Genomic DNA, 19,518 nt, shown 5'->3' with positions numbered 1-19,518 from the left:
AGCGGGGCAGGATTGCCCGCTCTCTGCTCCGCCAGGAGGAAAGGCCTTGAAAGACCTACTGAATTTGCTGAAAAACCAGGGTCAAGTCGAAGAGTTCGACGCCATCCGTATCGGATTGGCATCGCCTGAGATGATCCGTTCGTGGTCGTTCGGTGAAGTTAAAAAGCCGGAAACCATCAACTACCGTACGTTCAAACCTGAGCGTGACGGCCTGTTCTGCGCCAAAATCTTTGGCCCGGTAAAGGATTACGAGTGCCTGTGCGGTAAGTACAAGCGCTTGAAGCATCGCGGCGTGATCTGCGAGAAGTGCGGCGTTGAAGTTGCACTGGCCAAGGTTCGTCGTGAGCGTATGGCGCACATCGAACTGGCTTCGCCGGTTGCCCACATCTGGTTCCTGAAATCGCTGCCGTCCCGTATCGGCCTGCTGATGGACATGACCCTGCGTGATATCGAGCGCGTTCTCTACTTTGAGAGCTATGTCGTTATCGATCCAGGCATGACCACCCTTGAAAAAGGTCAGCTGCTGAACGATGAACAGTACTTCGAAGCGCTGGAAGAGTTTGGTGATGACTTCGACGCCCGTATGGGGGCCGAGGCTGTCCGCGAACTGCTGCACGCTATCGACCTGGAGCACGAGATTGGCCGTCTGCGCGAAGAGATTCCGCAAACCAACTCGGAAACCAAGATCAAGAAGCTGTCCAAGCGTCTGAAGTTGATGGAGGCCTTCCAGGGTTCCGGTAACCTTCCAGAGTGGATGGTGCTGACCGTTCTGCCGGTTCTGCCGCCAGATCTGCGTCCACTGGTCCCGCTGGATGGCGGTCGCTTCGCGACTTCTGACCTCAACGACCTGTATCGTCGAGTGATCAACCGTAACAACCGTTTGAAGCGCCTGCTGGATCTGTCCGCTCCGGACATCATCGTGCGCAACGAAAAGCGTATGTTGCAGGAAGCTGTCGACGCACTGCTCGACAACGGCCGTCGTGGCCGCGCTATCACCGGTTCCAACAAGCGTCCTCTGAAATCCCTGGCCGACATGATCAAGGGTAAGCAAGGTCGTTTCCGTCAGAACTTGCTCGGTAAGCGTGTTGACTACTCCGGTCGTTCGGTAATTACCGTAGGTCCGACCCTGCGTCTGCACCAGTGCGGTCTGCCGAAGAAGATGGCTCTCGAGCTGTTCAAACCGTTCATTTTCGGCAAGTTGGAAATGCGTGGCCTGGCTACCACCATCAAAGCCGCCAAGAAGATGGTTGAGCGCGAGCTGCCGGAAGTTTGGGACGTTCTCGCTGAAGTGATTCGCGAACACCCCGTGCTGCTCAACCGTGCACCGACCCTTCACCGTCTGGGCATCCAGGCGTTTGAGCCAGTATTGATCGAAGGTAAGGCTATCCAGCTGCACCCTCTGGTCTGTGCCGCGTACAACGCCGACTTCGACGGCGACCAAATGGCCGTGCACGTACCGCTCACGCTGGAAGCCCAGCTGGAAGCGCGTGCGTTGATGATGTCGACCAACAACATTCTGTCGCCAGCCAACGGTGAGCCAATCATCGTTCCGTCGCAGGACGTTGTATTGGGTCTGTACTACATGACTCGTGAAGCGATCAACGCCAAGGGCGAAGGTCGTGTGTTCGCGGACCTGCAGGAAGTCGATCGCGTATTCCGCGCCGGCGAAGCGGCTTTGCACGCCAAGATCAAGGTTCGTATCAACGAAACCGTTAACGATCGTGATGGCGGCAGCGTGAGCGCTACCCGTATCGTCGACACCACTGTTGGTCGTGCGCTGCTGTTCCAGGTCGTGCCAAAAGGTCTGTCGTTCGACGTCGTCAACTTGCCGATGAAGAAGAAGGCGATCTCCAAGCTGATCAACCAGTGCTACCGCGTGGTTGGTCTGAAAGAGACCGTGATCTTCGCTGACCAGTTGATGTACACCGGTTTCGCTTACTCGACCATTTCCGGCGTTTCCATCGGTGTTAACGACTTCGTTATCCCGGATGAAAAAGCCCGCATCATCGGTGCTGCCACCGATGAAGTTAAGGAAATCGAGAGCCAGTACGCCTCCGGCCTGGTAACCCAGGGCGAGAAGTACAACAAGGTGATCGACCTTTGGTCGAAAGCCAACGACGAAGTGTCCAAGGCGATGATGGCTAACCTCTCGAAAGAGAAGGTAATCGACCGTCATGGCGACGAAGTTGAGCAAGAGTCGTTCAACTCGATGTACATGATGGCTGACTCGGGTGCGCGGGGTTCCGCTGCACAGATCCGTCAGCTGGCCGGTATGCGTGGTCTGATGGCCAAGCCGGATGGCTCCATCATCGAAACGCCGATTACTGCGAACTTCCGTGAAGGTCTGAGCGTACTCCAGTACTTCATCTCGACTCACGGTGCTCGTAAAGGTCTGGCGGATACCGCGTTGAAAACAGCGAACTCCGGTTACCTGACTCGTCGTCTGGTAGACGTGGCGCAGGATCTGGTTGTGACCGAGATCGATTGCGGCACCGAGCATGGTCTGCTGATGACTCCGCACATTGAAGGCGGTGACGTTGTAGAGCCGCTGGGTGAGCGCGTATTGGGTCGTGTTATCGCCCGTGACGTATTCAAGCCGGGTACCGAGGACGTCATCGTTCCTGCTGGCACTCTGGTAGACGAGAAGTGGGTCGAGTTCATCGAGCTGAACAGCATCGACGAAGTGATCGTGCGTTCGCCGATCAGCTGCGAAACTCGTTATGGCATCTGCGCCAAGTGCTACGGCCGTGACCTGGCTCGCGGTCACCTGGTGAACATCGGTGAAGCGGTCGGCGTAATTGCTGCCCAGTCCATCGGTGAGCCGGGTACCCAGCTGACCATGCGTACGTTCCACATCGGTGGTGCGGCAAGCCGGACCTCGGCAGCGGACAGCGTACAGGTGAAGAATGGCGGTACTGTCCGTCTGCATAACCTGAAGCACGTTGAGCGTGTTGATGGTCACCTGGTAGCCGTATCCCGTTCCGGCGAGCTGGCAATTGCCGATGACTTCGGTCGCGAGCGCGAGCGCTACAAGCTGCCGTACGGTGCTGTGATTTCGGTGAAGGAAGGCGATAAGGTCGACGCTGGTGCCATCGTGGCCAAGTGGGACCCGCACACTCACCCAATTGTTACCGAAATGAAAGGTACCGTGACCTACGTGGGCATGGAAGAAGGCATCACGATCAAGCGTCAGACTGACGAATTGACCGGTATGACCAATATTGAAGTGCTTGACGTCAAAGACCGTCCAGCTGCCGGTAAGGACATCCGTCCTGCGGTGAAGATGGTTGGTATGGATGGCAAGGATCTGCTGCTGCCAGGTACCGACGTACCGGCCCAGTACTTCCTGCCGGCTAACGCCCTTGTAGGTGTTGCCGACGGTGCGCAGATTGCGATCGGTGATGTTATCGCTCGTATTCCGCAAGAAACTTCGAAGACCCGTGACATCACCGGTGGTCTGCCGCGTGTTGCCGACTTGTTCGAAGCTCGTCGTCCGAAAGAAGCGTCGATTCTGGCTGAAGTCAGCGGCACCATCGCGTTCGGTAAAGAGACCAAGGGCAAGCGCCGTCTGGTCATTACCCCGAACGACGGTAGTGATCCGTATGAGGAGCTGATTCCTAAGTGGCGTCACCTGAACGTCTTCGAAGGCGAACAAGTGAACCGCGGCGAAGTTATCTCCGACGGTCCGAGCGATCCGCACGACATCCTGCGTTTGCTGGGTGTGAGTGCGTTGGCTAAGTACATCGTTAACGAGATCCAGGACGTTTACCGTCTGCAGGGCGTGAAGATCAACGATAAGCACATCGAGACCATTCTGCGTCAGATGCTGCGTAAGGTTGAGATTGCCGAGTCTGGCGACTCCAGCTTCATCAAGGGCGACCAGATGGAACTGACTCACGTACTGGTAGAAAACGAGCGTCTGAGCGCTGAAGACAAGTTCATCTCCAAGTTCACCCGCGTATTGCTGGGTATTACTAAGGCGTCCTTGTCCACTGAGTCGTTCATCTCGGCGGCCTCTTTCCAAGAGACCACTCGTGTACTGACCGAGGCAGCAGTGACCGGCAAGCGCGACTACTTGCGTGGCCTGAAGGAAAACGTGGTTGTGGGTCGTCTGATCCCGGCCGGTACCGGCCTGGCTTACCACAGCGAGCGTAAGCGTCGTCGTGATGCAGACAAGCCACTGCGCGTGAGCGCGAGCGAAGTCGAAGCAGCACTGACAGAAGCGCTGAACTCCAGCGGTAACTGAGGTCTGTAGTAGATTGAGATGGGGCCCCGGTTTTTCCGACTGAGAATCGAGACACTTTTTGTCGAGGTTCGCTGATCGGAGAGGCCGGGGCCTTGCCTTGACTGGGGGCGAGATCCTCTTTAGACTCTTGTACCCCTAAATTTGGTGGAGCTCCTGCTCTGCCATTTTGTTTATGTCGAAAGACAACAGTGGAGCTAGTAGATGGCAACTATCAACCAGCTGGTACGTCAGCCGCGTAAGCGTATCGTCGAGAAATCCGACGTGCCTGCGCTGCAGAACTGCCCGCAACGTCGTGGCGTGTGCACTCGCGTGTATACCACTACGCCGAAAAAACCTAACTCGGCACTGCGTAAAGTATGCCGTGTGCGTCTGACCAACGGTTTCGAGGTTTCCTCGTACATCGGCGGTGAAGGCCACAACCTGCAAGAGCACAGCGTCGTACTGATTCGCGGCGGCCGTGTAAAAGACTTGCCAGGTGTTCGTTACCACACCGTTCGCGGCTCCCTGGATACCTCCGGCGTTAAAGGTCGTAACCAAGGTCGTTCGAAGTACGGTACCAAGCGTCCGAAGTAATCGGTCGTTTTGCAGTTTTTAATTATATTGAGTCGATAAGAGTAAGGTCGGGCACGCGTCCATTGGATCAGCTGTCCCGAGCTAACCTGAAGACCGTTTGAGGGCTTATCAATGCCAAGACGTCGCGTAGCAGCCAAACGTGAGATTCTGGACGATCCGAAATACGGAAGCCAGATCCTCGCCAAATTCATGAACCACGTAATGGAGAGCGGCAAGAAAGCCGTTGCCGAACGTATCGTTTATGGTGCGCTGGAAAAAGTTAAAGAGCGCAAGAACAGCGATCCCCTGGAAATCTTCGAGAAAGCTCTCGACGCCATCGCTCCGCTGGTCGAAGTGAAGTCGCGCCGTGTAGGCGGTGCTACTTACCAGGTTCCGGTCGAAGTTCGTCCGTCCCGTCGTAACGCTCTGGCAATGCGCTGGTTGGTAGACTTCGCTCGCAAGCGCGGCGAGAAGTCTATGGCTCTGCGTTTGGCTGGCGAACTGCTGGATGCTGCCGAAGGCAAAGGTGCTGCAGTTAAGAAGCGTGAAGACGTTCACCGTATGGCTGAAGCCAACAAGGCTTTCTCGCACTACCGCTTCTAATCTCAGCATCATTCATTTTGCGAGGGCTTTATGGCTCGTACTACAGCAATCAACCGCTACCGTAACATTGGTATCTGTGCCCACGTTGACGCGGGTAAGACTACCACTACCGAGCGGATCCTGTTTTACACAGGTCTCAGCCACAAGATGGGTGAGGTGCATGACGGCGCTGCTACCACCGACTGGATGGTGCAGGAGCAGGAGCGGGGTATCACCATTACCTCCGCTGCTGTAACTACCTTCTGGAAAGGTTCGCGCGGCCAATACGATAACTATCGTGTAAACGTTATCGATACCCCAGGCCACGTTGACTTCACCATTGAAGTAGAGCGTTCTCTGCGTGTACTCGACGGCGCGGTCGTTGTGTTCTGCGGTACTTCCGGTGTTGAGCCTCAGTCTGAAACCGTATGGCGTCAAGCCAACAAATACGGCGTTCCACGTGTTGTTTACGTGAACAAGATGGACCGTGCAGGCGCTAACTTCCTGCGCGTTGTTGGTCAGATCAAAAACCGCCTGGGTCACACCCCGGTTCCGGTTCAGCTGGCTATCGGCGCTGAAGATAACTTCGAAGGTCAGGTTGATCTGATCAAGATGAAGGCTATCTACTGGAACGACGACGACAAGGGTACTACCTATCGCGAGGAAGAAATTCCTGCTGATATGCTGGACCTGGCTAACGAGTGGCGCTCCAACATGGTTGAAGCTGCTGCTGAAGCCAACGAAGAGCTGATGAACAAGTACCTTGAAGAAGGTGACCTGACCGTCGAAGAAATCAAGGCCGGCCTGCGTGCGCGCACCCTGGCTAGCGAGATCGTTCCGGCTGTCTGCGGTTCTTCGTTCAAGAACAAGGGTGTTCCCCTGGTTCTCGATGCCGTTATCGACTTCCTGCCTGCTCCTACCGAGATCCCTGCGATCAAAGGTATCCACCCGGATCTCATCGAGAAGCCGAAGGAAGAGCTGGTAGAAGCGGATTACGACGAGCGTCATGCTGACGATTCGGAACCGTTCTCGGCTCTGGCATTCAAGATCGCTACTGACCCGTTCGTTGGTACTCTGACTTTCGTGCGCGTTTACTCGGGCTTCCTGAGCTCGGGCGACTCCGTGATCAACTCGGTCAAGGGCAAGAAAGAGCGCGTTGGTCGTATGGTGCAGATGCATGCCAACCAGCGTGAAGAGATCAAAGAAGTACGTGCAGGCGACATCGCTGCCCTGATCGGCATGAAGGACGTCACCACTGGTGACACTCTGTGCGATCTCGACAAGCAGATCATCCTTGAGCGTATGGACTTCCCTGAGCCTGTGATTTCGGTAGCGGTAGAGCCGAAAACCAAGCAGGACCAGGAAAAGATGGGTATTGCACTGGGCAAGCTGGCTCAGGAAGACCCGTCGTTCCGCGTCAAGACTGACGAAGAGACTGGTCAGACCATTATCTCCGGTATGGGTGAGCTGCACCTGGACATCCTCGTTGACCGCATGAAGCGCGAGTTCAACGTCGAAGCCAACATCGGCAAGCCGCAGGTTTCGTACCGCGAGAAGATCAGCAAGAGCAACGTCGAGATCGAAGGCAAATTCGTTCGTCAATCCGGCGGTCGCGGTCAGTTCGGTCACTGCTGGATCCGTTTCTCGGAGCCGGACGTTGATGCGAACGGCAACATCACCGAAGGTCTGGTCTTCACCAACGAAGTTGTTGGTGGTGTGGTTCCTAAGGAATACATCCCGGCTATCCAGAAGGGTATCGAAGAGCAGATGAAGAACGGCGTCGTTGCCGGTTATCCGCTGATCGGCCTGAAGGCTACCGTGTTCGATGGTTCCTACCACGACGTCGACTCCAACGAGATGGCGTTCAAGGTGGCGGCCTCCATGGCGACCAAGCAGCTGGCCCAGAAGGGCGGCGGTGTTGTGCTCGAGCCGATCATGAAGGTTGAAGTTGTAACCCCAGAGGACTACATGGGTGACGTGATGGGTGACCTGAACCGTCGTCGTGGTCTGATTCAGGGTATGGATGACTCGGTGTCCGGCAAGGTTATCCGTGCCGAAGTGCCACTGGGTGAAATGTTCGGTTATGCAACTGACGTTCGTTCCATGTCTCAGGGTCGCGCGAGCTACTCCATGGAATTCTCCAAATACGCCGAAGCTCCGTCGAACATCGTCGAAGCTCTCGTTAAAAAACAAGGCTGATTCAGTCTCCCCTTTAGGCTAGGAGTTAATTGTCGTGGCTAAAGAAAAATTTGAACGTAACAAACCGCACGTCAACGTTGGCACCATCGGTCACGTTGACCACGGTAAAACCACTCTGACCGCTGCTCTGACTCGCGTTTGCTCCGAAGTTTTCGGTTCGGCTCGTGTTGACTTCGACAAGATCGACAGCGCCCCAGAAGAAAAAGCTCGTGGTATCACCATCAACACTGCACACGTAGAGTACGATTCGCACATTCGTCACTACGCGCACGTTGACTGCCCGGGTCACGCCGACTACGTCAAGAACATGATCACTGGTGCTGCCCAGATGGACGGCGCGATCCTGGTTTGCTCGGCTGCCGATGGTCCGATGCCACAAACTCGTGAGCACATCCTGCTGTCCCGTCAGGTAGGCGTTCCGTACATCGTTGTCTTCCTGAACAAGGCTGACATGGTTGACGACGCTGAGCTGCTGGAACTGGTTGAAATGGAAGTGCGCGATCTGCTGAGCACTTACGATTTCCCAGGCGACGACACTCCGATCATCATCGGTTCTGCTCTGATGGCTCTGAACGGCCAAGACGACAACGAAATGGGTACCACCGCTGTTAAGCGTCTGGTAGAAACTCTGGACACCTACATCCCAGAGCCAGAGCGTGCAATCGACAAGCCGTTCCTGATGCCAATCGAAGACGTATTCTCGATCTCCGGTCGTGGCACCGTGGTAACTGGCCGTGTTGAGCGTGGTATCGTTCGCATCCAGGAAGAAGTTGAGATCGTTGGTCTGCGCGACACTCAGAAGACCACTTGCACCGGCGTTGAAATGTTCCGCAAACTGCTCGACGAAGGTCGTGCTGGCGAGAACTGCGGCGTTCTGCTGCGTGGTACCAAGCGTGACGACGTTGAGCGTGGTCAGGTTCTGGTTAAGCCAGGCACTGTTAAGCCGCACACCAAGTTCACTGCTGAAGTTTACGTTCTGAGCAAAGAAGAAGGCGGCCGTCATACTCCGTTCTTCAAAGGCTACCGTCCACAGTTCTACTTCCGTACTACTGACGTGACTGGTAACTGCGAGCTGCCAGAAGGCGTTGAAATGGTAATGCCAGGTGACAACATCCAGATGACTGTCACTCTGATCAAAACCATCGCGATGGAAGATGGTCTGCGTTTCGCTATCCGTGAAGGCGGTCGTACCGTCGGCGCTGGCGTCGTAGCCAAAGTTATCGAGTAATCGACGACTCATGAAGAAGCCCCCGCTTGCGGGGGCTTTTTTATTGGGTTGACACTCTGTGGGGCCGTCTATAGAATTGCGCCTCCTTTTAACGGGCGTATTGCGCCCGGTGGGAATAGCAGCCTGGAGTCTGAAATCCAATGCAAAATCAGCAAATCCGTATCAGGTTGAAGGCTTTCGACCATCGCCTGATCGACCAATCCACCCAGGAAATCGTGGAAACCGCGAAACGTACTGGTGCTCAAGTGCGTGGTCCAATTCCACTGCCTACCCGTAAAGAGCGGTTCACCGTTCTGGTCTCCCCGCACGTCAACAAAGACGCGCGTGACCAGTACGAGATCCGTACTCATAAGCGCGTACTGGACATCGTCCAGCCAACGGATAAAACCGTTGATGCTCTTATGAAGCTTGATCTTGCGGCAGGTGTGGAAGTGCAGATCAGCCTCGGCTAAGACTCGGTCTTAGTCGTGTAACGCTCTGAAATGGGCGGCCATAGCGGGTGAAAGCCCCGTACACTCATGAGGTTTACAACATGACTATTGGTGTAGTCGGTCGTAAATGCGGTATGACCCGTATTTTCACCGAAGAAGGTGTCTCCATTCCGGTCACGGTCATTGAGATCGAACCGAATCGCGTCACCCAGTTCAAAACTGAAGAAACCGATGGCTATCGTGCAGTGCAAGTCACTGTAGGTGAGCGTCGTGCTTCGCGCGTGACTGCTGCTCAGGCAGGTCACTTCGCTAAAGCGAACGTTGCTGCCGGTCGTGGCGTTTGGGAATTCCGTCTTGAAGAAGGCGAGTACCAAGCTGGCGATCTGATCAATGCAGAAATCTTCGCAGCTGGCCAACTGGTAGATGTTACCGGTCAGTCGAAAGGTAAAGGCTTCGCCGGTACCATCAAGCGTTGGAATTTCCGCGGTCAAGATAACACCCACGGTAACTCCGTTTCCCACCGCGTCCCGGGCTCTATTGGCCAGTGCCAGACTCCTGGTCGTGTATTCAAGGGCAAAAAAATGTCCGGTCATATGGGCGCTGAGCGCGTGACCGTGCAGTCCCTGGAAGTAGTGCGCGTCGACGCTGAACGCAATCTGTTGTTGGTCAAGGGTGCTGTTCCTGGCGCTACTGGCGGCAACCTGGTTGTACGTCCGGCGGCCAAGGCTCGCGGTTAAGGGGAAGCTGACATGCAATTAAATGTAAATGACGCTCAAGCGATCGAAGTTTCCGAACTGACATTTGGCGGCGAATTCAACGAGACGCTGGTTCACCAAGCAGTCGTGGCCTACATGGCTGGCGGCCGTCAAGGTAGCAAGCAGCAAAAGACCCGTTCCGACGTTTCTGGTGGCGGCAAGCGCCCATGGCGTCAGAAAGGTACTGGCCGCGCTCGTGCTGGTACCATCCGTAGCCCAATCTGGCGTGGCGGCGGTACCACTTTTGCAGCTCGTCCTCAGGATCACTCCCAGAAGCTGAACAAGAAGATGTATCGCGCAGCAATGCGTTCCATCCTTGCTGAGCTGGTGCGTACTGATCGTCTGGTCGTGGTTCAGGATTTCGCTGTTGAAACTCCGAAGACCAAAGATCTGCTGGGCAAACTGAACAACATGAGCCTGACCGACGTTCTGATCGTGTCGGACGCTGTTGATCAGAACCTGTACCTGGCTGCTCGTAACCTGCCACACGTTGATGTTCGTGACGTGCAAGGTTCCGATCCAGTTAGTCTGATCGCATACGACAAAGTGTTGATCACTGTGTCGGCCGTGAAGAAATTCGAGGAGCTGCTGGGATGAACCAGGAACGCGTATTTAAAGTTCTGCTTGGCCCGCACGTTTCCGAGAAGGCTACGGTTCTGGCAGACAAGAAAGGCCAGTTCGTTTTCAAGGTTGCTACTGATGCAACCAAGCTGGAAATCAAGAAGGCCGTCGAAAGCCTGTTCAGCGTGAAAGTGGAACGTGTTACTACCCTGAATGTTCTGGGTAAGAGCAAACGTACCGCTCGCGGTCTGGGCAAGCGTAATGACTGGAAGAAGGCAGTTATCTCCCTTCAGCCAGGCCAAGATCTCGATTTCAGCAGCAGTGCTGAGTAAGGAAGGGGTGCATCATGGCAATCGTTAAATGCAAACCGACTTCCCCTGGCCGCCGTTTTGTGGTCAAGGTGGTCAACCAGGAGCTGCATAAAGGCGCTCCTCACGCACCGCTGCTCGAGAAGAAGTCGAAGTCTGGTGGTCGTAACAACAATGGCCGCATCACTACTCGTCACGTTGGTGGTGGTCATAAGCAGCATTACCGTCTGGTCGACTTCCGTCGCAACGATAAAGATGGCATCGCTGCCACTGTCGAGCGTATCGAATACGATCCAAACCGTACTGCTCACATCGCTCTGCTGCTGTACGCAGATGGCGAGCGTCGCTACATCATCGCCCCTAAAGGCGTGAGCGCTGGCGACCAGCTGATCGCAGGTGCTCTGGCACCGATCAAGCCGGGCAACGCTCTGCAACTGCGCAACATTCCAGTTGGTAGCACCGTACACGGCATCGAACTGAAGCCAGGTAAAGGCGCGCAAATCGCTCGTTCGGCTGGTGCTTCGGCTCAGTTGGTCGCTCGTGAAGGTGTCTACGTGACCCTGCGTCTGCGTTCTGGTGAGATGCGTAAAGTGCTGGCTGAGTGCCGTGCGACCCTGGGCGAAGTCTCGAACTCCGAGCACAGCCTGCGTTCGCTGGGTAAAGCTGGTGCCAAACGCTGGCGTGGCGTTCGCCCAACCGTTCGTGGTGTTGCCATGAACCCGGTTGACCACCCACATGGTGGTGGTGAAGGTCGTACCTCTGGTGGTCGTCATCCGGTATCGCCATGGGGCTTCCCGACTAAGGGCGCGAAGACTCGTGGTAATAAGCGTACCGACAAAATGATCGTCCGTCGTCGCAAGTAAATAGAGGGATACGACAGTGCCACGTTCTCTGAAAAAAGGTCCTTTTATTGATCTTCACCTACTGAAGAAGATCGAAGTGGCGGCGGAAAAGAACGATCGCAAACCAGTTAAGACCTGGTCGCGCCGTTCCATGATCCTGCCACAAATGGTCGGTCTGACCATTGCTGTGCATAACGGTCGTCAACATGTTCCAGTTCTCGTGAACGAAGACATGGTCGGCCACAAACTGGGCGAGTTTGCCGGTACCCGCACTTATCGTGGGCACGTGGCAGACAAGAAAGCCAAGCGTTAAGGGGTAAGGAACGATGGAAGTAGCCGCTAAGTTGTCGGGCGCTCGAATCTCCGCCCAGAAAGCCCGCTTGGTCGCCGACCAGATCCGCGGGAAGAAGGTGGGCGAAGCGCTCAACCTGTTGGCTTTCAGCAGTAAGAAAGCCGCCGAGATCATGAAGAAAGTGCTGGAGTCGGCCGTAGCCAACGCCGAGCATAACGAAGGCGCAGACGTTGATGACCTGAAGGTCTCCACCGTTTTCGTCAACGAAGGGCGTTCGCTGAAGCGCATCATGCCACGTGCCAAAGGCCGTGCTGATCGCATCGTCAAGCGGTCTTGCCATATCACTGTCAAGGTTGCTGACAAGTAACGGAGTCGAAGAGATGGGTCAGAAAGTACATCCCATTGGCATTCGCCTGGGAATCGTCAAGGAGCACACCTCCGTCTGGTACGCAGACGGTCGGACTTATGCGGACTATTTGCTCGCAGATCTGAATGTGCGTGAGTATCTCCAAGACAAACTAAAAAGCGCGTCCGTAAGCCGTATCGATATCCATCGTCCGGCTCAAACTGCACGCATCACCATCCACACCGCTCGTCCCGGCATCGTGATCGGCAAGAAAGGTGAAGATGTTGAGAAGCTGCGTCAGGACCTGACCAAGCAAATGGGTGTGCCTGTGCACATCAATATCGAAGAGATCCGCAAGCCGGAGCTCGACGGTATGCTGGTTGCGCAGAGCGTAGCTCAGCAGCTGGAGCGTCGCGTAATGTTCCGTCGTGCTATGAAGCGCGCTGTACAGAACGCCATGCGCATTGGTGCCAAAGGCATCAAAATCCAAGTGAGCGGTCGTCTCGGCGGTGCTGAAATCGCACGTACTGAATGGTATCGCGAAGGTCGTGTGCCACTGCACACCCTGCGTGCCGATATCGACTATGCCACCTACGAAGCTCACACCACTTACGGTGTGATCGGTGTGAAGGTTTGGATCTTCAAAGGCGAAGTAATTGGTGGTCGCCAAGAAGAGCTGAAGCCGCAAGCACCTGCGCCTCGTAAAAAAGCTGCTAAGTAAGGGGTACGCCAAATGTTGCAACCAAAGCGTACGAAGTTCCGCAAGCAAATGACCGGCCACAACCGTGGTCTGGCATTGCGCGGTAGCAAAGTCAGCTTCGGCGAGTTCGCGCTGAAGTCTGTTGCTCGTGGTCGTCTCACCGCTCGTCAGATCGAGTCAGCGCGTCGTGCTCTGACCCGTCACGTAAAACGTGGTGGCAAGATCTGGATCCGTGTATTCCCGGACAAGCCTATTTCCAAGAAGCCACTCGAAGTTCGGATGGGTAAAGGTAAGGGTAACGTCGAATACTGGGTTGCCCAGATTCAGCCAGGCAAAGTCCTGTATGAAATCGAGGGTGTTTCTGAAGAGCTGGCGCGTGAGGCTTTCGCCCTGGCTGCTGCAAAGCTGCCGCTCGCCACCTCCTTTGTTAAACGGACGGTGATGTGATGAAAGCGAATGAACTTCGTGAAAAATCCGCACAGCAGCTGAACGAGCAACTGCTCGGCCTGCTGCGCGACCAGTTCAATCTGCGTATGCAGAAAGCAACTGGCCAGTTGGGGCAGTCTCATCTGCTCTCGCAAGTTAAGCGTGACATCGCTCGCGTGAAGACTGTGCTCAACCAGCAGGCAGGTAAGTAATCATGGCTGAAGCCGAAAAAACTGTCCGTACGCTGACTGGCCGTGTTGTCAGCGACAAGATGGACAAGACCATCACCGTTCTGATCGAGCGTCGCGTTAAGCACCCTATCTACGGTAAATACGTTAAGCGTTCGACTAAGCTGCACGCGCACGACGAAACCAATCAGTGCCACATCGGCGACAAAGTCACTATTCGTGAAACTCGTCCGATGGCCAAGACCAAGTCTTGGGCTCTGGTTGATGTTCTCGAACGCGCTGTGGAAGTCTAAGGGCTAGGGGTCGGAGAAATTATATGATTCAGACTCAATCCATGCTCGATGTGGCCGATAACAGCGGCGCTCGCCGCGTTATGTGCATCAAGGTGCTGGGTGGCTCCCATCGTCGTTACGCTGGTATCGGTGACATCATCAAAGTTACCGTCAAGGAAGCAATTCCTCGCGGTAAGGTGAAAAAAGGTCAAGTGATGACTGCTGTTGTAGTCCGCACTCGCCATGGTGTTCGTCGTGCAGACGGCTCCATCATCCGCTTTGATGGCAACGCTGCTGTTCTGTTGAACAACAAGCAAGAGCCGATCGGCACCCGTATCTTTGGGCCAGTGACCCGTGAACTTCGTACTGAGAAGTTCATGAAGATCGTCTCGCTCGCCCCAGAAGTGCTGTAAGGAGATCCGACATGCAAAAGATTCGTCGTGACGACGAGATCATCGTGATCGCCGGCAAAGACAAAGGTAAGCGCGGTAAGGTGCTTAAGGTTCTGGCTGATGACCGTCTGGTTGTCGGTGGCCTGAATCTGGTTAAGCGTCATACCAAGCCTAACCCGATGTCGGGCGTACAGGGCGGTATCGTCGAGAAAGAAGCGCCACTGCACGCTTCCAACGTCGCCATTTTCAACGGCGAAACCAACAAGGCTGACCGCGTTGGTTTCAAAGTAGAAGACGGCAAAAAAATTCGTGTCTTCAAGTCGACCCAAAAAGCGGTTGATGCTTGAACACTGCTAGGTAGAAGACCATGGCACGACTAAAAGAGATTTACCGGAAGGAAATCGCTCCGAAACTTAAGGAAGAACTTAAGCTTTCGAACGTGATGGAAGTTCCGCGCGTTACCAAAATCACCCTGAACATGGGTCTGGGCGAAGCTATCGGCGACAAGAAAGTCATCGAGCATGCTGTTGCTGACCTGGAAAAGATCACCGGCCAGAAAGTCGTTGTGACCTACGCTCGTAAATCCATTGCTGGCTTCAAAGTCCGCGAAGGATGGCCGATCGGCGTCAAAGTGACCCTGCGCCGTGAGCGTATGTACGAGTTCCTGGATCGTCTGCTGTCGATCTCCCTGCCTCGGGTTCGCGACTTCCGCGGCCTGAATGCCAAGTCCTTCGATGGTCGTGGTAACTACAGCATGGGCGTGAAAGAGCAGATCATTTTCCCGGAAATCGATTACGACAAGATCGATGCTCTCCGCGGTCTGGACATTACCCTGACCACCACTGCCAAGAACGATGATGAAGGCCGCGCTCTGCTGCGTGCTTTCAAATTCCCGTTCCGCAACTGATTGGAGTAGGAAAATGGCCAAGAAGAGCATGAAGAACCGTGAGCTGAAGCGTCAGCTCACCGTTGCCAAGTACGCCACCAAGCGTGCAGCGCTGAAAGCTATCATCGTGGATCTGAACGCAAGTCCAGAAGCTCGTTGGGAAGCTACCGTAGCTCTGCAGAAGCAGCCACGTGACGCAAGCGCCTCGCGCATGCGTAACCGCTGCCGCCTGACTGGTCGTCCGCACGGCGTTTACCGCAAGTTCGGCCTTGGCCGTAACAAGCTGCGTGAAGCTGCAATGCGTGGTGACGTACCAGGTCTGGTTAAGGCCAGCTGGTAATAGCTATCAAAGTCGCGGTGTTCGGGCTCACAAGATCCCGATCACCGGTGGCCTTGAACGTGAATCAAGCCCCTTTTGGGGCTTGATTCATTTCTGGGGTGTGTCTAGAATGACCGGCTCGCCTGAGCCCGTGTTTTTTGCCCGGAATTTCTCGGCGACAGTTGTAGCCGCAAGGCTAATTCTTTTTGTATCAGGAGCATCTAGCCCATGAGTATGCAGGACCCGTTAGCGGACATGCTAACTCGAATCCGTAATGCCCAGATGGCTGAAAAGTCCGTCGTAAGCATGCCGTCTTCCACGCTGAAGGTGGCTGTAGCAAAAGTCCTGAAGGACGAAGGTTACATCGCGGGTTATCAGATCAGCAGCGAAATCAAACCTCTGCTGTCCATCGAGCTGAAGTACTTCGAAGGCCGTCCGGTCATCGAAGAAGTGAAGCGCGTTAGCCGTCCAGGCCTGCGTCAGTACAAGTCCGTTGAAGAACTGCCGAAAGTACGTGGCGGTCTTGGCGTGTCTATCGTCTCCACCAACAAAGGTGTGATGACTGATCGTGCTGCGCGCGCTGCCGGTGTCGGCGGCGAAGTTCTTTGCACTGTGTTCTAAGGGGGGATAAGCATGTCTCGCGTCGCTAAGAACCCCGTTAAGCTGCCAGCTGGTGTCGAAGTTAAATTCGCCGGCCAACAGCTTTCGGTGAAGGGTGCCAAGGGCACTCTCGAACTGAACGTACACTCGTCCGTTGAAATTGTTGAGGAAGCTGGTGAGCTGCGTTTTGCTGCTCGCAATGGCGACCAACAAACTCGCGCAATGGCCGGTACCACTCGTGCTCTGGTAAACAACATGGTCCAAGGCGTAAGCCAAGGCTTCGAGCGCAAGCTCCAGCTGGTCGGTGTTGGTTACAAGGCACAAGCAAAAGGCACAGTGCTGAACCTGGCCCTCGGCTTCTCGCATCCAGTGGATTACGAACTGCCGGAAGGCATCACCGCTGAGACTCCTAGCCAGACCGATATCCTGATCAAGGGCATCGATAAGCAGCTGGTAGGTCAAGTGGCCGCTGAGATCCGCGACTTCCGTCCACCAGAGCCTTACAAAGGTAAAGGTGTGCGCTACGCGGACGAAGTCGTCCGTCGTAAAGAAGCCAAGAAGAAGTAGGGCATAGCAAATGACCGACAAAAAAGTTACTCGACTGCGTCGCGCTCGCAAAGCACGCCTGAAAATGCACGAACTCGAAGTCGTGCGTCTCTGCGTGTTCCGCTCTTCGCAGCACATCTACGCCCAGGTCATTTCGGCCGACGGCAACAAAGTCCTGGCAAGTGCTTCGACTTTGGATAAAGAACTGCGTGATGGCGCCACTGGCAACATCGACGCGGCCACTAAGGTTGGCCAGCTGGTCGCTACGCGTGCAAAAGCCGCTGGCGTCTCGCAGGTGGCTTTCGACCGCTCTGGCTTCAAGTACCACGGCCGCGTCAAGGCGCTGGCTGATGCTGCTCGTGAAGCTGGGCTGGAGTTCTAAGTTATGTCAAATAACGACCAAAAGCGCGACGAAGGCTACATTGAGAAGCTGGTTCAAGTTAACCGCGTAGCCAAAACCGTAAAAGGCGGCCGTATCTTCACCTTCACCGCGTTGACCGTGGTTGGTGATGGTAAAGGCCGTGTTGGCTTCGGCCGTGGCAAGTCGCGTGAAGTGCCTGCTGCGATCCAGAAGGCAATGGAAGCTGCTCGCCGCAACATGATCCAAGTTGATCTGAACGGTACCACTCTGCAGTACGCTATGAAGTCCGCTCACGGCGCTTCCAAGGTGTACATGCAGCCTGCTTCTGAAGGTACCGGTATCATCGCTGGCGGCGCTATGCGTGCCGTTCTCGAAGTTGCTGGCGTTCAGAACGTTCTGGCCAAGTGCTACGGCTCGACTAACCCGGTAAACGTGGTTCACGCCACTTTCAAAGGTTTGAAAGCTATGCAGTCCCCTGAATCCATTGCCGCCAAGCGTGGCAAAAGCGTCCAGGAGATCATCTGATCATGGCTACCGTTAAAGTAACGCTGATCAAAAGCATGACCGGCCGTATCCCTAACCACAAACTGTGCGTTAAGGGTCTGGGTCTGCGTCGCATCGGTCACACTGTAGAAGTCCAAGATACTCCCGAGAACCGCGGGATGATCAACAAGGCTTACTACATGCTGCGTGTCGAGGGTTAATCGATGAAACTCAATGATCTGAGTCCAGCGCCGGGTTCCCGTCGCGAAAAGCATCGTCCGGGCCGTGGTATCGGTAGTGGTTTGGGTAAGACTGGTGGCCGTGGTCACAAAGGTCAGACTTCCCGCTCCGGTGGCACCATTGCTCCAGGCTTTGAAGGCGGTCAACAGCCGCTGCATCGTCGCCTGCCGAAGTTCGGTTTCGTTTCCCTGAAGGCTATGGATCGCGCAGAAGTGCGTCTGTCCGAACTGGCCAAAGTGGAAGGCGACATCGTCTCCGTGCAGTCCCTGAAAGATGCCAACGTGATTAACCAAAACGTTCAGCGTGTGAAAATCATGCTGTCCGGCGAAGTTACTCGCGCTGTGACTATCAAGGGCATCGCAGCCACCAAAGGTGCGCGTGCGGCTATCGAAGCAGCTGGCGGCAAGTTCGAGGAATAAATGGCTAAGCAAGGTGCTCTCTCTGCGCTCGGCAAAGGCGGTATGTCTGAACTCTGGGCTCGTCTGCGTTTTCTGTTCCTGGCGATTATCGTCTACCGAATAGGCGCACACATCCCGGTTCCAGGTATCAACCCGGACCGACTCGCAGACCTGTTTCGACAGAATGAGGGGACCATTCTTAGCTTGTTCAACATGTTTTCCGGCGGCGCGCTGGAGCGGATGAGCATCTTTGCACTGGGGATCATGCCGTACATCTCGGCTTCGATCATCATGCAGTTGATGACAGCCGTCAGTCCGCAGCTGGAGCAGTTGAAGAAGGAAGGTGAAGCTGGCCGTCGCAAGATCAGCCAGTACACCCGCTACGGCACTGTCGTCCTAGCTCTGGTTCAGGCCATCGGTATGTCCGTTGGTCTGGCGGGGCAGGGCGTTGCGTTCACTGGTGACTTTGGCTTCCATTTCGTCGCAGTATCCACGTTTGTGGCTGGTGCGATGTTCATGATGTGGCTGGGTGAGCAGATTACTGAGCGTGGTGTTGGCAACGGTATCTCGATGTTGATTTTCGCAGGTATCGTCGCCGGTCTTCCGAGAGCGATCGGGCAGTCTTTCGAGTCTGCGCGTCAGGGTGATATCAATATTTTCGCCTTGGTTGCGATCGGTTTGCTGGCAGTAGCGATTATCGGTTTTGTGGTGTTCATTGAGCGTGGTCAGCGTCGTATTGCTGTTCACTACGCCAAGCGTCAGCAGGGCCGTAAGGTGTTTGCTGCGCAGACCAGCCACTTGCCGCTGAAAGTGAATATGGCCGGTGTAATTCCTGCTATCTTCGCGAGCAGCATTTTGCTGTTTCCGGCTTCGTTGGGTGCCTGGTTCGGTCAGTCTGAAGGTATGGGCTGGTTGCAGGACATCTCGCAGTCGATCGCTCCTGGTCAGCCGTTGAATATTCTGCTGTTTAGTGCAGGGATTATTTTCTTCTGCTTCTTCTATACGGCGTTGATGTTCAATCCGAAAGACGTAGCGGAAAACCTGAAGAAGTCCGGTGCCTTTATTCCGGGCATCCGTCCAGGTGAGCAGTCGGCGCGCTACATTGATGGCGTTCTGACCCGCTTGACCATGTTCGGTGCTCTATATATGACGGCCGTGTGTCTGTTGCCCCAGTTCCTGGTGGTTGCTGCAAACGTTCCGTTCTACCTTGGCGGGACCTCGTTGCTGATCGTGGTCGTGGTTGTTATGGACTTTATGTCGCAAGTACAATCGCACCTCGTTTCCCACCAGTACGAATCCCTGATGAAGAAAGCCAACCTGAAGGGTTACGGCAGCGGCATGCTGCGTTAATCCATAAGGTTCGAG

The 19,518-nt window shown here is 55.0% G+C and carries 27 protein-coding genes; all 27 read left to right on the top strand.

Going from position 1 to position 19,518, the window contains the following annotated elements:
- The first annotated feature begins 46 nt into the window (after nucleotides 1-46).
- The 27 genes from rpoC (at nucleotide 47) to secY (ending at nucleotide 19,503) form a co-directional block, all read left to right on the top strand.
- Nucleotides 47-4,246, top strand: a complete 4,200-nt coding sequence (gene rpoC / locus P7C00_RS29110; protein WP_346635586.1) for a DNA-directed RNA polymerase subunit beta' — start codon at nucleotides 47-49, stop codon at nucleotides 4,244-4,246.
- A 201-nt stretch (nucleotides 4,247-4,447) separates the two neighbouring features.
- Complete coding sequence (rpsL, locus tag P7C00_RS29105; protein ID WP_003186084.1) at nucleotides 4,448-4,819, top strand: 30S ribosomal protein S12; 372 nt, start codon at nucleotides 4,448-4,450, stop codon at nucleotides 4,817-4,819.
- Between the two features lie 111 nt (nucleotides 4,820-4,930).
- Entirely contained in the window at nucleotides 4,931-5,401 is a 471-nt protein-coding gene (rpsG, locus tag P7C00_RS29100; protein WP_007925959.1) for a 30S ribosomal protein S7, read from the top strand.
- Between the two features lie 30 nt (nucleotides 5,402-5,431).
- On the top strand, nucleotides 5,432-7,579 hold the full coding sequence (gene fusA, locus P7C00_RS29095; RefSeq protein ID WP_025132366.1) for an elongation factor G: 2,148 nt from the start codon (nucleotides 5,432-5,434) through the stop codon (nucleotides 7,577-7,579).
- A gap of 34 nt (nucleotides 7,580-7,613) precedes the next feature.
- Nucleotides 7,614-8,807, top strand: a complete 1,194-nt coding sequence (gene tuf / locus P7C00_RS29090; RefSeq protein WP_060841339.1) for an elongation factor Tu — start codon at nucleotides 7,614-7,616, stop codon at nucleotides 8,805-8,807.
- Between the two features lie 140 nt (nucleotides 8,808-8,947).
- Nucleotides 8,948-9,259 (top strand): 30S ribosomal protein S10, encoded by a 312-nt coding sequence (rpsJ, locus tag P7C00_RS29085; RefSeq protein WP_003186070.1) that lies wholly within the window; start codon nucleotides 8,948-8,950, stop codon nucleotides 9,257-9,259.
- Between the two features lie 80 nt (nucleotides 9,260-9,339).
- Complete coding sequence (rplC, locus tag P7C00_RS29080; protein WP_007924205.1) at nucleotides 9,340-9,975, top strand: 50S ribosomal protein L3; 636 nt, start codon at nucleotides 9,340-9,342, stop codon at nucleotides 9,973-9,975.
- A gap of 12 nt (nucleotides 9,976-9,987) precedes the next feature.
- Entirely contained in the window at nucleotides 9,988-10,590 is a 603-nt protein-coding gene (gene rplD, locus P7C00_RS29075) for a 50S ribosomal protein L4 (RefSeq protein WP_007924200.1), read from the top strand.
- Nucleotides 10,587-10,886 (top strand): 50S ribosomal protein L23, encoded by a 300-nt coding sequence (rplW, locus tag P7C00_RS29070; RefSeq protein ID WP_002555488.1) that lies wholly within the window; start codon nucleotides 10,587-10,589, stop codon nucleotides 10,884-10,886. Before rplD ends, rplW begins: the two co-directional genes overlap by 4 nt.
- Nucleotides 10,887-10,900: 14 nt before the next feature.
- On the top strand, nucleotides 10,901-11,725 hold the full coding sequence (rplB, locus tag P7C00_RS29065) for a 50S ribosomal protein L2 (RefSeq protein WP_011063775.1): 825 nt from the start codon (nucleotides 10,901-10,903) through the stop codon (nucleotides 11,723-11,725).
- Between the two features lie 16 nt (nucleotides 11,726-11,741).
- Nucleotides 11,742-12,017, top strand: a complete 276-nt coding sequence (rpsS, locus tag P7C00_RS29060; RefSeq protein WP_002555486.1) for a 30S ribosomal protein S19 — start codon at nucleotides 11,742-11,744, stop codon at nucleotides 12,015-12,017.
- 13 nt (nucleotides 12,018-12,030) lie between these two features.
- Nucleotides 12,031-12,363 carry a 50S ribosomal protein L22 gene (gene rplV, locus P7C00_RS29055; RefSeq protein WP_003103908.1) on the top strand — a complete coding sequence of 111 codons (333 nt, stop codon included), beginning with the start codon at nucleotides 12,031-12,033 and terminating at the stop codon, nucleotides 12,361-12,363.
- 13 nt (nucleotides 12,364-12,376) lie between these two features.
- Nucleotides 12,377-13,063 (top strand): 30S ribosomal protein S3, encoded by a 687-nt coding sequence (gene rpsC, locus P7C00_RS29050; protein ID WP_007924192.1) that lies wholly within the window; start codon nucleotides 12,377-12,379, stop codon nucleotides 13,061-13,063.
- A gap of 12 nt (nucleotides 13,064-13,075) precedes the next feature.
- Entirely contained in the window at nucleotides 13,076-13,489 is a 414-nt protein-coding gene (gene rplP, locus P7C00_RS29045; RefSeq protein ID WP_003228729.1) for a 50S ribosomal protein L16, read from the top strand.
- Nucleotides 13,489-13,680: a 50S ribosomal protein L29 gene (gene rpmC, locus P7C00_RS29040; protein WP_002555481.1), complete on the top strand. Its 192-nt coding sequence runs from the start codon at nucleotides 13,489-13,491 to the stop codon at nucleotides 13,678-13,680. The genes rplP and rpmC overlap by 1 nt, the downstream gene beginning before the upstream one ends.
- Nucleotides 13,681-13,682: 2 nt before the next feature.
- Nucleotides 13,683-13,949 carry a 30S ribosomal protein S17 gene (gene rpsQ / locus P7C00_RS29035; protein ID WP_003194644.1) on the top strand — a complete coding sequence of 89 codons (267 nt, stop codon included), beginning with the start codon at nucleotides 13,683-13,685 and terminating at the stop codon, nucleotides 13,947-13,949.
- Between the two features lie 23 nt (nucleotides 13,950-13,972).
- Nucleotides 13,973-14,341 (top strand): 50S ribosomal protein L14, encoded by a 369-nt coding sequence (gene rplN, locus P7C00_RS29030; RefSeq protein ID WP_002555479.1) that lies wholly within the window; start codon nucleotides 13,973-13,975, stop codon nucleotides 14,339-14,341.
- 11 nt (nucleotides 14,342-14,352) lie between these two features.
- On the top strand, nucleotides 14,353-14,667 hold the full coding sequence (gene rplX / locus P7C00_RS29025) for a 50S ribosomal protein L24 (protein WP_007896770.1): 315 nt from the start codon (nucleotides 14,353-14,355) through the stop codon (nucleotides 14,665-14,667).
- A gap of 20 nt (nucleotides 14,668-14,687) precedes the next feature.
- Nucleotides 14,688-15,227, top strand: a complete 540-nt coding sequence (gene rplE / locus P7C00_RS29020; RefSeq protein ID WP_003210069.1) for a 50S ribosomal protein L5 — start codon at nucleotides 14,688-14,690, stop codon at nucleotides 15,225-15,227.
- A 13-nt stretch (nucleotides 15,228-15,240) separates the two neighbouring features.
- Complete coding sequence (gene rpsN, locus P7C00_RS29015) at nucleotides 15,241-15,546, top strand: 30S ribosomal protein S14 (RefSeq protein ID WP_003228726.1); 306 nt, start codon at nucleotides 15,241-15,243, stop codon at nucleotides 15,544-15,546.
- Between the two features lie 207 nt (nucleotides 15,547-15,753).
- A complete protein-coding gene (gene rpsH / locus P7C00_RS29010) occupies nucleotides 15,754-16,146 on the top strand; it encodes a 30S ribosomal protein S8 (protein ID WP_011063773.1) in 393 nt (130 codons plus the stop codon).
- 12 nt (nucleotides 16,147-16,158) lie between these two features.
- On the top strand, nucleotides 16,159-16,692 hold the full coding sequence (gene rplF / locus P7C00_RS29005) for a 50S ribosomal protein L6 (RefSeq protein WP_025129400.1): 534 nt from the start codon (nucleotides 16,159-16,161) through the stop codon (nucleotides 16,690-16,692).
- 10 nt (nucleotides 16,693-16,702) lie between these two features.
- Nucleotides 16,703-17,053: a 50S ribosomal protein L18 gene (gene rplR, locus P7C00_RS29000; RefSeq protein WP_003186037.1), complete on the top strand. Its 351-nt coding sequence runs from the start codon at nucleotides 16,703-16,705 to the stop codon at nucleotides 17,051-17,053.
- A gap of 3 nt (nucleotides 17,054-17,056) precedes the next feature.
- Nucleotides 17,057-17,557, top strand: a complete 501-nt coding sequence (gene rpsE, locus P7C00_RS28995) for a 30S ribosomal protein S5 (protein ID WP_007924184.1) — start codon at nucleotides 17,057-17,059, stop codon at nucleotides 17,555-17,557.
- A gap of 2 nt (nucleotides 17,558-17,559) precedes the next feature.
- Nucleotides 17,560-17,736: a 50S ribosomal protein L30 gene (rpmD, locus tag P7C00_RS28990; protein ID WP_003176408.1), complete on the top strand. Its 177-nt coding sequence runs from the start codon at nucleotides 17,560-17,562 to the stop codon at nucleotides 17,734-17,736.
- A 3-nt stretch (nucleotides 17,737-17,739) separates the two neighbouring features.
- Nucleotides 17,740-18,174, top strand: coding sequence for a 50S ribosomal protein L15 (gene rplO / locus P7C00_RS28985; RefSeq protein ID WP_043192539.1), 435 nt, complete (start codon nucleotides 17,740-17,742; stop codon nucleotides 18,172-18,174).
- Nucleotides 18,175-19,503, top strand: a complete 1,329-nt coding sequence (gene secY / locus P7C00_RS28980; protein WP_007924182.1) for a preprotein translocase subunit SecY — start codon at nucleotides 18,175-18,177, stop codon at nucleotides 19,501-19,503.
- Nucleotides 19,504-19,518: the final 15 nt, after the last annotated feature.

This window comes from Pseudomonas sp. JDS08PS003 (assembly GCF_045013505.1).
Lineage (GTDB): Bacteria > Pseudomonadota > Gammaproteobacteria > Pseudomonadales > Pseudomonadaceae > Aquipseudomonas > Aquipseudomonas protegens_B.
Note: the sequence above shows the minus strand (reverse complement) of the source record. Positions and strands in the feature narration are given on the sequence as shown.